General features: G+C 71.6%; 13 protein-coding genes and 1 tRNA gene. 6 read left to right on the forward strand and 8 right to left on the reverse strand.

Annotated features, from left to right (window positions below; genetic code table 11):
* Positions 1-32 precede the first annotated feature (32 nt).
* Positions 33-731: a hypothetical protein gene (locus tag OG737_RS04730; protein ID WP_328924870.1), complete on the reverse strand. Its 699-nt coding sequence runs from the start codon at positions 729-731 to the stop codon at positions 33-35.
* 47 nt (positions 732-778) lie between these two features.
* Between OG737_RS04730 and OG737_RS04735 the strand changes: the two genes are divergently transcribed.
* On the forward strand, positions 779-967 hold the full coding sequence (locus tag OG737_RS04735) for a DUF5703 family protein (RefSeq protein ID WP_031146791.1): 189 nt from the start codon (positions 779-781) through the stop codon (positions 965-967).
* 39 nt (positions 968-1006) lie between these two features.
* Here OG737_RS04735 and OG737_RS04740 read toward each other — a convergent pair whose 3' ends face one another.
* From OG737_RS04740 to OG737_RS04750, 3 genes are all read right to left on the reverse strand, one after another.
* Positions 1007-1696: a chaplin family protein gene (locus OG737_RS04740; RefSeq protein WP_405921213.1), complete on the reverse strand. Its 690-nt coding sequence runs from the start codon at positions 1694-1696 to the stop codon at positions 1007-1009.
* Positions 1697-1833: 137 nt separating this feature from the next.
* Positions 1834-2067: a chaplin gene (locus tag OG737_RS04745; RefSeq protein WP_328924872.1), complete on the reverse strand. Its 234-nt coding sequence runs from the start codon at positions 2065-2067 to the stop codon at positions 1834-1836.
* 130 nt (positions 2068-2197) lie between these two features.
* A complete protein-coding gene (locus tag OG737_RS04750) occupies positions 2198-3523 on the reverse strand; it encodes a M20/M25/M40 family metallo-hydrolase (RefSeq protein ID WP_328924873.1) in 1326 nt (441 codons plus the stop codon).
* Between the two features lie 168 nt (positions 3524-3691).
* On the opposite strand from OG737_RS04750, the gene OG737_RS04755 reads away from it, so the two are divergent.
* A tRNA-Leu gene (locus OG737_RS04755) sits at positions 3692-3776 on the forward strand.
* Between the two features lie 113 nt (positions 3777-3889).
* On the opposite strand, the gene OG737_RS04760 is transcribed toward OG737_RS04755, so the two are convergent.
* From OG737_RS04760 to OG737_RS04775, 4 genes are all read right to left on the reverse strand, one after another.
* A complete protein-coding gene (locus OG737_RS04760) occupies positions 3890-5329 on the reverse strand; it encodes an amino acid permease (RefSeq protein WP_328924874.1) in 1440 nt (479 codons plus the stop codon).
* Positions 5330-5548: 219 nt separating this feature from the next.
* Positions 5549-7093 (reverse strand): APC family permease, encoded by a 1545-nt coding sequence (locus OG737_RS04765; RefSeq protein ID WP_328924875.1) that lies wholly within the window; start codon positions 7091-7093, stop codon positions 5549-5551.
* A 73-nt stretch (positions 7094-7166) separates the two neighbouring features.
* Positions 7167-8114, reverse strand: a complete 948-nt coding sequence (locus OG737_RS04770) for a hypothetical protein (RefSeq protein ID WP_328924876.1) — start codon at positions 8112-8114, stop codon at positions 7167-7169.
* 424 nt (positions 8115-8538) lie between these two features.
* Positions 8539-10194 carry an FAD-binding dehydrogenase gene (locus tag OG737_RS04775; RefSeq protein WP_405680195.1) on the reverse strand — a complete coding sequence of 552 codons (1656 nt, stop codon included), beginning with the start codon at positions 10192-10194 and terminating at the stop codon, positions 8539-8541.
* A 74-nt stretch (positions 10195-10268) separates the two neighbouring features.
* On the opposite strand from OG737_RS04775, the gene OG737_RS04780 reads away from it, so the two are divergent.
* The 4 genes from OG737_RS04780 to OG737_RS04795 all read left to right on the forward strand — a co-directional run bounded on the left by OG737_RS04780 (position 10269) and on the right by OG737_RS04795 (position 11903).
* Complete coding sequence (locus OG737_RS04780; RefSeq protein WP_405680193.1) at positions 10269-10799, forward strand: NUDIX domain-containing protein; 531 nt, start codon at positions 10269-10271, stop codon at positions 10797-10799.
* Between the two features lie 9 nt (positions 10800-10808).
* Positions 10809-11207, forward strand: a complete 399-nt coding sequence (locus OG737_RS04785) for a DUF202 domain-containing protein (RefSeq protein ID WP_328924879.1) — start codon at positions 10809-10811, stop codon at positions 11205-11207.
* Entirely contained in the window at positions 11204-11524 is a 321-nt protein-coding gene (locus OG737_RS04790) for a DUF202 domain-containing protein (RefSeq protein WP_328924880.1), read from the forward strand. The genes OG737_RS04785 and OG737_RS04790 overlap by 4 nt, the downstream gene beginning before the upstream one ends.
* Before the next feature lie 82 nt (positions 11525-11606).
* Positions 11607-11903, forward strand: coding sequence for a hypothetical protein (locus tag OG737_RS04795; protein ID WP_328924881.1), 297 nt, complete (start codon positions 11607-11609; stop codon positions 11901-11903).
* Positions 11904-11924 lie beyond the last annotated feature (21 nt).

The following is an 11924-nucleotide window of genomic DNA, read 5'->3' on the forward strand; positions in this document are numbered from 1 at the left end:
GGGAACCGCGCGTCCGGATCGGGGGTCGGGGATCAGGCCGTGGTGAGTCCGGTCTCCGCGGTCTCGGCCTCGTCCGCGTCTTCGGCCGCGTCTTCGGCCGCGTCGTCGTCCTCGTCCTCGTCGAACTCGTCGGTCTCTTCGTCGAATACGGCGCTGACGTCGAACCGGTGCAGCACGTCCTCCGGATCGGTGTGCCCGAAGGGCGAGCCCAGCCACTCCCCGGGTTCGGCGACCTCCTCCGAGGCTGCGATCCACAGGGTGGAGTCGCCCTCCTCCAGCCCGAACTCCTTGTAGCGGGAGGCGATCTCGTCGGGCTCGTACTCCCCGAAGAGCACGCCCAGCGCGCCGGCGGTGCCGCCGTCGTGGACGAGTTCGGCCTCCCGGTCGTGCGCGGCGACGCGCCCGGCCTGGGCGATCAGCCGCGGCGGCTCGACGACGGCGTAGTCGCGGCGGATGAGCACGCTGAAGGCGGCGGGCTCGGCGGGACCGGTGTACGGGACGCCGTCCTCGGGCGTGGGGATCTCGAAGGGGGTGACTTCGTCGTAGCGGTCGTAGAGGAGTTCGTCGTACTCCTCGGCGGCGGCGGCGAGTTCGTTGAAGGCGGCGTAGACGTCCGGGTCCTCGTCCCCGGTCCTGCGCTCGACCGCGGCGAGGTGGCGGTCGAGCGCGGCCTTGACCGCCTCGGCGGCGGCGCGTACCTCGGCAATGGTGGGCAGAGCGGCATCAGACATAGAGCAGACGCTATCCGTAGCAGGGCTCTGCCCGCACAATAGATGCGATGCCGGAATACGAATTTGTCGACGTGTACGTGCCTCGCGGCGTCCCGCGCAAGGAGGCGACCCGCCTGCTGACCGATCATGCCGAGTACGGGAACTGGGAGCTCGACCGCCTGACCCTGCACCGGGACGGCAGCCGCCGTGTGCGGCTGCGCCGCCGGATCATCCGCCAGGTCCGCGCGACCTGGTGACGCGGGCCCCGGGGACGGGGCCCGCGCCGTGAGCAGCCGTCAGGCGGCGTTGCGGGCGCGCCGGTAGAGCACCGTGCCGCCCAGCAGCAGGCCGCCGGCGAGCGGGAGGCCTGCGGTCAGGACGTCACCGCCGCCGGTGGCGGCGAGGACGGCCGGCCCCGACGGGGCGGGGGCGGCGACGCTCGCGCCGGGCCCCTGGGCGGGGTGCGTGGCGGGCGTGACGGAGCCCGAGGACGGGCTGTTGTCCGTACGCGGGGTACCGGGCTTGCCCGGCGTGTGACCACCAGGCTTGCCCGGCGTGTGACCACCAGGCTTGCCCGGCGTGTGGCCGCCGGGCGTGCCCGGGTGATCCGGGTGGTCGTCGCACGGTTCGCCGTCGTCGCCTCCCGGGTTTCCGGGGTGGCCCGGAGTGCCGGGGTGGCCCGGAGTGCCCGGGTTGCCGGGGTGGTCGGGGTTCCCCGGCTTGCCGCCGTGGTCCGGACCGTTGGAACAGCGGTTCCCGAACGCCGGGTTCAGCAGACCGATGACGTCGATGGTGTTGCCGCAGACGTTCACCGGCGCGTCCACGGGAGCCTGGACGTTGTTCCCGGACAGCACGCCCGGGGAATTCGCGGCCTGGCCGGAGGCTCCGGAGTCCGCGTGAGCGTAACCCCCGCCCATCGCGAGGACACCTCCCGCGGCCGCCATCGTGATCAGGGTCTTCCTGGTGACCTGTACCGGTCGTCGCATTGTGAACTCGTCCCCTGGTGTGTGCGCCGACGCTCCGGCTCCCCTGCCGGATGCGCCGAGAATGATCGATCGGGCCGAAAAAGCCCAGCGGCCCCGGAGCGCTGGAATGCGCTCCGGGGCCCAAGACTTCAGACGCGTCAGGCGTTGACGCAGGTGTTGCCGAAGGCCGGGTTCAGCAGGCCGACGATGTTGACCGTGTTACCGCACACGTTCACCGGGATGTGAACGGGGACCTGGAGCACGTTGCCCGACAGGACACCGGGCGAGCCGATGGCCGCACCCTGAGCACCGGCGTCGGCGTGAGCCAGACCCGCGCCCGCGAGAACCAGGCCACCGGTGGCAGCCGCAGCGGCGACAACCTTCTTGATCATTGTTCCTCCTAGTAGGCAAGTGCGGTCCCAGCCGCGGACCGCACCACCTGTAACGAGGAGGGATCACCAGGGCTACGAGCGTATGAGTGCATTCACTCTTCTCAGTGGTTTGCGCACACCCCTGCGAATCTCAGGCGTTGTCGATGAACCGGTCGAGGACGCGCACGCCGAACTTCAGCCCGTCCACCGGCACCCGCTCGTCCACGCCGTGGAACATCCCGGCGAAGTCCAGCTCGGGCGGCAGCTGCAGCGGCGCGAAGCCGAAGCAGCGGATCCCGAGGTCGTCGAAGGACTTCGCGTCCGTACCGCCCGAGAGCATGTACGGGACCGCCCGCGCGATCGGGTCCTCGGCCTTCAGGGCGCCCTGCATCGCGTCGACCAGGCGGCCGTCGAAGTCCGTCTCCAGGGCCTTGTCCGCGTGTACGTCCTCCCGCTTGACCCGGGGGCCGAGGATGCGGTCGAGGTCGGCGAAGAACTCGTCCTCGTAGCCCGGCAGGAAGCGGCCGTCGACGTGGGCGGTCGCCTGGCCGGGAATGACGTTGACCTTGTAGCCGGCGCCGAGCATCGTCGGAGCGGCGGAGTTGCGCAGCGTCGCGCCGACCATCTTGGCGATGCCGCCGAGCTTGGCGAGCGTGGCGTCCATGTTGTCCGGGTCCAGCGGGGTGCCGAGCGCGTCCGAGAGCTCGTCCAGGAAGCTCCGTACGGTCTTGGTCACGCGCACCGGCCACTGGTGGCGCCCGAGCCGCCCCACGGCCTCGCAGAGCTCCGTGATGGCGTTGTCGTTGTTGGTCATGGAGCCGTGGCCCGCGGTGCCCTCCACCGTGAGCCGCATCCAGTGCATGCCCTTCTGCGCGGTCTCCACGAGATAGAGCCGCAGGTTCTCGTTCACCGTGAAGGAGAAGCCGCCGACCTCGCCGATGGCCTCGGTCACGCCCTCGAAGAGCTCCGGGTGCTTGTCGACGAGGTGCCGCGCCCCGTACACGCCGCCGGCCTCCTCGTCGGCGAGGAAGGCCAGCACGATGTCGCGCGGGGGCTTGCGTCCGCTGCGCATCCGGTCGCGTACGACGGCCAGCGTCATCGCGTCCATGTCCTTCATGTCGACGGCGCCGCGGCCCCAGACGCAGCCGTCGGCGATCTCGCCCGAGAACGGGTCGTAGGTCCAGTCGGCGGCGTTGGCCGGAACCACGTCGGTGTGCCCGTGGATCAGCAGCGCGGGCCGCGAGGGGTCCTCGCCCTCGATGCGCGCCACCGTCGAGGCCCGCCCCTTGTGCGACTCGAAGATCTGCGGCTCCAGCCCGACCTCCGCGAGCTTCTCGGCCACCCACTCGGCCGCCTTGCGTTCGCCGGGGCCCGAGTGGTCTCCGTAGTTGCTGGTGTCGATCCGGATGAGGTCCCGGCAGAGGTCGACGACCTCGTCCTCACCGGAGACGGTCCTGCCCGCGCTCGACTCGCTCACGCTGCTTCCTCCCACTGATCGGTACCGAACTGCCCCCATACTCCCGCTCCGGGCCGTTCTCCCCAAGGGAGATCCCCGGCCACCGGGGGGTGTGATCGAGGGCCCCGGAATGTTTGGTAATGTTTTCCACGTCGGAACGGCCCGCGAGGGACGCGAGACAGACACCTTGTCCGGGTGGCGGAATGGCAGACGCGCTAGCTTGAGGTGCTAGTGCCCTTTATCGGGCGTGGGGGTTCAAGTCCCCCCTCGGACACAAGAGAAGGACCCCGCTTCGGCGGGGTCCTTTTTCGTTGCCCGCGCGCGTGCGGGAACGGCTGCGGGGCCCCGCGCGCTGCGGGGCCCCTTGGCCGGGCGGACTGCTGGAGGTCAGTCGCGGGCTGCGGCGAGCGCGGCCACGCGGCGGCGGACCAGGAACCAGCCGCCGACCAGGGCGGCGCCGATGACCGGGACGAACATGACCGTGGTGCGGCCCACACCGCCGTCGCACCACATCAGGACCAGGACCGTGAGGAGGAAGACCAGCGTGACGATCTGGGTGTACGGGGCCCAGGGCAGGCGGTAGGCGGGGCGTTCTACCAGGCCCTGCTTCGCGCGGCTCCAGAAGAACAGCGAACAGATCATGACCATCGCCCAGGTGCCGAGGATGCCGAGCGAGGCGAAGTTGAGGACGAGCTCGAAGGCCTCGTCCTCCATGAAGTAGTTCAGGACGACACCGGCGACGCCGAAGGCGGCGGTGAACAGGACCCCGCCGTAGGGGACCTTGCCCTTGTTCATGCGGGCGGTGAACTTCGGCGCGGAACCGGAGATCGCCATCGAGCGCAGGATCCGGCCGGTGGAGTAGAGGCCGGAGTTCAGGCTGGAGAGGGCGGCGGTCAGGGCGACCAGGTTCATGACGCCCGCGGCGCCGGGGACGCCGAGCTTGTCGAAGACGGTGACGAAGGGGCTCTGGTCGGAGCTGTACTCGGTGTACGGGAGCAGCAGCGCGAGCAGGACCACGGAGCCCACGTAGAACAGGCCCACGCGCCACATGATCGAGTTGATGGCCTTCGGCATGATCTTCTCGGGGTTCTCGGTCTCGCCGGCGGCGACGCCGCACAGCTCGACGGAGGCGTACGCGAAGACCACGCCCTGGATCACCAGGAGCATCGGGAGGACGCCGGAGGGGAAGATGCCGCCGTTGTCGGTGATGGAGGCCAGGCCCGGGGTGTGGCCTCCGATCTCGTGGCTGGTGGCGACGAGCCAGATGCCGACGATCAGGAAGATCACCAGGGCGGCGACCTTGACCAGGGAGAACCAGAACTCCATCTCGCCGAAGTACTTCACCGAGATCAGGTTCGCGGTGAGGACGACGGCGAGTGCGATGAAGGCGAGGACCCACTGGGGGACCTCGGTGAACATCGACCAGAAGTGGGCGTAGGTCGCGGCGGCCGTGATGTCGGCGACGGTGGTCGTGGACCAGTTCAGGAAGTACAGCCAGCCGGCCGTGTAGGCGCCCTTCTCGCCCATGAACTCGCGGGCGTAGGAGACGAACGCTCCGGAGGAGGGGCGGTAGAGCACGAGCTCGCCGAGGGCCCGGACGACGAAGAAGGCGAAGACTCCGCACACCGCGTAGGCGATGGCGAGGGAGGGGCCCGCTCCGGCGAGGCGGCCGCCGGCGCCGAGGAACAGGCCGGTGCCTATCGCCCCGCCGATGGCGATCATGTTGATGTGGCGGGACTTGAGGTCCTTGCTGTAGCCCTCGTCACCGGCGTCGACATGGCGGGAAGACGCCGGGGCGGGAGCCTCGGCCAAGGTGCGGTCACTCATGTATGACTTCGCCTTCGTGGGGGTCGGACAGGCAGGACCGGACCGTGCGCAGGGGAGCTGGGTGGTGTCCCCTGCGCGGCGGTCCGGTCGTTTTGATCGCCCCAGGAGACCATGGGGGTCCGCCACCCGCCAAAATCGACCTGCACGCACCGAAGCCCCCGACGACCTTGGAAAGGGGTGTCGGGGGCTTCATAGGCGCTGGAAAGCCAGGCTCTGGGGTCAGTCGGCGGTGGTGGCCTCTGCCGCCTGGTCGAGGCGGAAGGCTTCGTTGCCCAGGCCGATGCGGGCGTGCACCTCGGGGCGGCGGCTGCGCAGCACCGCCCCGTAGACCAGGCCGGTCACGACGGCCGCGGCGATGATGCCCGGCAGCGCCCAGCTGAGCGCGGAGCCCTTCTCGGCGCCGACCAGGACGCCGAAGTCCTTGACGGTGTAGACGGCGATGGCGAGCAGCGCGAGACCGGCGACGCCGGCCGCGACGAGCCGCCACACCTGGGCGCCGGCGGTGCCGCGGCGGACGAAGAAGGCGATGACGGCGAAGGAGGCGGCGGCCATGAGAAGGGTCACGCCGAGGGCGCCGACGCTGCCCATCCAGGTGAACAGGTGCAGGACGGGGGCGGTGGGGTCGCCTGCGGGCAGGTCGTCGGTGACGGCGAAGGCGATCACGACGACGGCGGAGACGGCGGTCTGCAGGAGGGATCCGGTGCCGGGGGCGCCGGTGCCGGCGTTGGTCCGGCCGAAGGCGGCCGGGAGCAGGCCCTCACGGCCCATCGCGAAGGCGTAGCGGGCGACCACGTTGTGGAAGCTGAGCATGGCCGCGAACATGCCGGTCACGAAGAGGACGTGCAGGACGTCGGTGAAGGTGGCGCCCAGGCGGTCCTCGGTGAGTTGGAAGAGCAGGCCGGGGCCGGCCTCGGCGGCGGTCTTGACGACCTCGGCGGGGCCGGTGGCGACGGTGAGGGCCCAGGCGCTGAGGGCGAAGAAGAGGGCGGCGAAGCCGACGGCGAGGAACATCACCCGGGAGACGACGATGTGCGGCTTGCTGGTCTCCTCCGCGTACACCGGGGACTGTTCGAAGCCGACGAAGGCGGCGATGCAGAAGCAGAGGGCGGTGCCGAGGCCGGGACCGCTCAGGGTCTCGGGGTTGAAGGCGTGCAGCGAGAGGCCTTCGGCTCCGGGCTTGCCGAGGGCGGCGGCGTCGAAGACGACGACGAGGGCGCACTCGATGAGGAGGAGGACGCCGAGGACCTTGGCGTTGAGGTCGATCTTGAGCCAGCCGAGGGCGCCGGTGGCGGCGACGGCGAGCAGCGCCGGTATCCACCAGGCGAGTTCGATCTTCAGGTAGGTGGCGAAGAGGCCGGATATCTCGAAGCCGAGGATGCCGTAGACGCCGACCTGCATGGCGCTGTACGCGACGAGGGCGACGAGGGAGGCGCCGGCGCCCGCGGTGGGGCCGAGGCCGCGGGCGATGTACGCGTAGAAGGCGCCGGCGTTGTGGACGTGGCGGCTCATCTCGGCGTAGCCGATGCTGAAGAGCGCGAGGACGGCGCCGAGGATGACGAAGAGCAGCGGCTGGCCCACGATGCCCATGACGCCGAAGGTGGTGGGCATCACGCCGGCGACCACCATCAGGGGCGCGCTGGCGGCGAGTACGGAGAGCAGCAGGCCGGCGGTGCCGAGGCGGTCGGCGCGCAGGGCGCGGTCCTGGCCCTTGTACGTGCGGATCTCGGCCGGGTCCTGGAGCGTGGTGGATCTGCCCGTCGGCATGGCGGCGTCCTTTCGGAGATGCGGATGGGGCGGGGGTGATCGGGGTGCTTCGGAATGCTTCGGGGGCCCGGGGTCAGGCGGTGCCGAGCGCTGCGCTGCGTGCGGCGAGGAAGGCCTTGTGCGGGTCGAGGTCCGGGTAGGACCAGGGGGCGCGGGTGGCGTGGCTGCCGATGCGGTGGAAGAGGGCGGCCGCCTCGGCGGGGCGGCCCTCGCAGAGCTTGGCGTGGGCGAGGAAGTTGAGGTCGACGCGGTTGCGGGGGTGGTCCTCGCGCTCCCACTCCAGCCACCAGTCGAAGGCGGAGCGCAGCACCTGGCGGGCGCGGCGGCCGGACCAGTGGGCGGCGGCGCTCTGGGGGGTGTGGCCCTGCGTGGCGGCGAGCACCCGGTAGCGCTCGGCGTGCGCGATGACGGGGAGCACGGCGAGCGGGGAGTCGGCCGGGGACTCCTCGGCGGCCCAGGCAGCGAAGTCGTAGACCTCGTGGAGCGGGTCCTGGCCGTCGGCGGGGGTGCGCTCGGCCAGTCTGGCGACCATCAGGTGGTGGGCGTGGTGGTGCTCGCGGTGGCGCGCCCGGACCTGGTCGAAGTGGCGGCTGAACTCCTCCTCGCTGCCGAAGGCCTTGGACAGCAGCAGCAGGCCGAGCCAGGGGGTGGGGTCGGCGGGGAGCAGGGTGGCGGCCCGGTGGCAGGCCTCCTCGGCGGCGGCCGGTGTGCCCTTGCGGCGCAGGGCGGTGAAGACGGCGGCGCAGGCGAGGAGGGTGGCGGCGTCGGCGCTCTCGGGTTCGGCGAGCAGCCATTCGCGGGCCCACGCGGTGGCCGCCGGGGTCTCGGCGAGAACGACGACGCGGTGGCCGCGGCGGTCCCAGTCGTCGCCGGTGCCGACGAGCAGCGACCGGGCCCGGGACCAGCGGCCCTGGGTGAACTGACTGCGTGCGTCGACGAGTTCGGCGTCGCAGAGGGCGGGGTCGAAGAGCTGGGCGTCGCGCTTGCGGGCGCGGCCGAGGGGCGGCGGAGGTGGGGACATCCGCGGGTTTCCCTCCAGGACGCGGGCGGGCACAGTGCGAACGATGGCCGGAACAGGTGCATGGCGCACGGGAGTTGTCCGGTCGGGTGGTGCGCGATCCGGCCGGTGGGCGATCCGGATGATCACGCACAGCAAACCGGTACTCACAGCTCCACGTCAAGGTCCAGTCCAGTCGGTGGCGGGTTTCAACTGGTATCACCCTGGGCCCAGTTGGTCGTGGCAGCGGCGGCGAGCGGCGCGAAGTCGACTGACACCGGCGCGAACGCGGCGTACGAGGCCGACAGGACGACACGCGTCACTGGCCGAATGCTGCGCCTCGCGCGAGCCGTCCGGAGGGCCTGCCCGGGGCCCGGCCGCAGCCCGCCCCGGGCAGGGCGGGTCCGGTCGGGTCGGGTCGGGTCGGGTCGGGTCGGGTCGGGTCGGGTCAGCCGACCGCCTGGGCCGCCGCACGGCCCGCCGCACGGCCCGAGAAGACGCAGCCGCCCAGGAAGGTGCCCTCCAGCGCCCGGTAGCCGTGGACCCCGCCGCCGCCGAAGCCGGCCGCCTCACCCGCCGCGTAGACGCCGGGCAGCGGTTCGCCGTCCGGGGTCAGGACGCGTGAGGAGAGGTCGGTCTCCAGGCCGCCCAGGGACTTGCGGGTCAGGATGGACAGCCGCACCGCGATCAGCGGCCCGGCCTCCGGGTCCAGGATCCGGTGCGGCGCGGCCGTGCGGATCAGCTTGTCGCCGAGGTACTTGCGGGCGCCGTGGATGGCCGTGACCTGGAGGTCCTTGGTGAACGGGTTGGCGATCTCCCGGTCGCGGGAGGTGATCACGCCGCGCAGGGCGGCCTCGTCGATCAGGTCCGCCTTGGTGACGGCGTTCATCCCGCGGACCAGGGCGGACAGGTCGCGCTCCACGACGAAGTCCACGCCGTTGTCCATGAAGGCCTTGACCGGGCCGGGTACGGCCTGTCGCGCGCGGGAGATGACGTCGCGGACGGACTTGCCGGTGAGGTCCGGGTTCTGCTCGGAGCCCGAGAGGGCGAACTCCTTGCCGATGACGCGCTGGTTGAGCACGAACCAGGTGTGGTCGTGGCCGGTCTTCATGATGTGGTCGAGCGTGCCGAGGGTGTCGAAGCCCGGGAAGAGCGGTACGGGCAGCCGCTTGCCGGTCGCGTCCAGCCAGAGGGAGGAGGGGCCGGGCAGGATGCGTATGCCGTGCTTGGACCAGATCGGGTTCCAGTTGTCGATGCCCTCGGTGTAGTGCCACATCCGGTCCTTGTTGATGTGGCTGGCGCCCGCCTCCTCCGCGATCCCGAGCATCAGCCCGTCCACGTGGGCGGGGACCCCGGAGAGCAGGCGCTCGGGCGGGGTGCCGAGCCGGGCGGGCCACTGCGCGCGTACGAGGTCGTGGTTGCCGCCGATGCCGCCGCTGGTCACGATCACGGCCTGGGCCCGGAGGGAGAAGGCCCCGGCGGCCTCGCGGCTGCTCGCGGTGCCCCGTACGGCGTCGGAGGGCTCCAGGATCTCGCCCGTCACGGTGTCGACGGCTCCCGCGGTCCGGGACAGGCCGGTCACCCGGTGGCGGAACCTCAGCTGGACCAGGCCGCGGGCCACGCCCGCGCGGACGCGCCGCTCGAAGGGCTCGACCAGGCCCGGTCCGGTGCCCCAGGTGATGTGGAAACGGGGGACGGAGTTCCCGTGGCCGTCGGCGTCGTAGCCGCCGCGCTCCGCCCAGCCGACCACCGGGAAGAAGCGGACGCCCTGCGCGTGCAGCCAGGAACGCTTCTCGCCGGCGGCGAAGTCCACGTAGGCCTCGGCCCAGCGGCGCGGCCAGGCGTCCTCCTCGCGGTCGAATCCGGCGGTGCCCAGCCAGTCCTGGAGGGCGAGCTCGTGGCTGTCCTTGATCCGCATCCGGCGCTGCTCGGGCGAGTCCACGAGGAACATGCCGCCGAAGGACCAGTGGGCCTGGCCGCCGATGGACTGTTCGGGCTCCTGGTCGAGCAGGATGACCTTGCGGCCCGCGTCGACGAGTTCGGCGGTGGCCGCGAGTCCGGCCAGTCCGGCGCCGATCACGATCACGTCTGCGTCGTACGTCATGCGATACCCGTCCTCCGTCAGTGGTGGGGCGATCTTTGGCTACGGAGCGGTAACCAGTCAACAGCGGTGATTGGATGAATGGCGTGAGTGCCGCTGATGAAGTACTGGACGTGGTGGACCGGGACGACCGGGTGACGGGGCAGGCCGCGCGGGGCGAGGTGTACGCCCGCGGGCTGATCCACCGCTGTGTGTTCGTGCAGGCCAGGGACGCGCAGGGGCGGATCTTCGTCCACCGGCGGACCGCGTCGAAGCTCGTGTTCCCCTCCTTCTACGACATGTTCGTGGGCGGGGTGCTGGGCACCGGGGAGAGCTACGAGGAGGCCGCCCTGCGGGAGGCCGAGGAGGAGCTCGGGGTCCGCGGGCTGCCGCAGCCCGTACCTCTGTTCAAGTTCCTGTACGAGGGTCCGGGCGGGGCGTGGTGGTCGTACGTGCACGAGGTGCGGTGCGAGCTGCCGGTGGCCCCGCAGGAGTCGGAGGTGGACTGGCACGCGTACCTGACGCAGGAGGAGCTGGACCGGCGCGTCGCGGACGGGTCGTGGGCGTGGGTGCCGGACGGGCTGGAGGCCTATCGGCGGCTGCGGGAGTTCCGGGGGCCGCGCCAGTAGATTGGCCGGGTGATCGACTTCGTCAAGGACCTGCGCCTCTGGTTCGCGCCGTCGCGCCTGAGTGACGAGGGCGAGACCCCCGACTACCGCTTCTCGCTGGCCAATGAGCGGACCTTCCTGGCCTGGATCCGGACCGCGCTGGCGCTGGTGGGCGGCGGTTTCGCCGTCGACCAGTTCCTGCCGGACCTGCGGTGGGGCGTGCGGGTCGGGATGTCCTTCGCGCTGCTCGCGGTGGGTGCGGCCTGTGCGCTGCGGGCCGTGAACCACTGGGTGCGGTGCGAGCGGGCGATGCGGCGGGGCGAGGACCTGCCGCTGTCGCGGTTCCCGGTGGTGCTGAGCCTGGGGGTCGGGCTGGTCGCGGTGGCGATGATGGTGGTCGTGCTGCTGGGCTGGACGTCGGGGCGGTGAGCACCCCGGGTGAGGTCCGCGACGCCGGGCTGCAGCCCGAGCGGACCCGGCTCGCGTGGCGGCGTACGACGCTGGCCTGCTCGGTCGTGGCGGTGCTCGCGCTGCGGCAGGCGCTGCGCGGGTCCGGCAGGCCGGTGGAGGTGGCCGGGGCGGCGGTGACCGCGCTGATCTGGGTGGCGTTCCTGTGGGTGGCGCACCGGCGGATCCGGGCGCTGGCGGCCGGGCCGCCGCCGCGGGTGCTCGGGCCGCGGTCGGCCCTGGCGGTGGTGGCGTGCACGGTGGCCCTGGCGGTGTTCGCGGTGGCCGTGATCATCTGAACTGCCGGTCGGATGATCGCGCTTCTTCGCGTCATCGCGACATCTCGGGCGAAAGGGGACGATCCGCACTAGCCTCGGCGGCATGACGACCATGCACCAGGAACACGCCACGCACAAGCACGAGCACGGCGCCGGCTGCGGACACCAGGCTGTCTCGCACGGCGATCACGTCGACTACGCGCACGACGGCCACCTGCACCGGGAGCACTCCGGGCACTGGGACGAGTGCGAGACCCAGGGACACACCACCCACGACGGTCACGCGCACGCCCACGGCCCGGACTGCGGGCACGAGACGGTCCGGCACGGGGACCACGTCGACTACGTGCACGACGGGCACCGGCACGCCGCGCACGACGGCCACTACGACGACCACTGACCGCCCCCGCGAGCACTGACG

This window comes from Streptomyces sp. NBC_00122, assembly GCF_045160845.1.
Classification (GTDB): domain Bacteria; phylum Actinomycetota; class Actinomycetes; order Streptomycetales; family Streptomycetaceae; genus Streptomyces.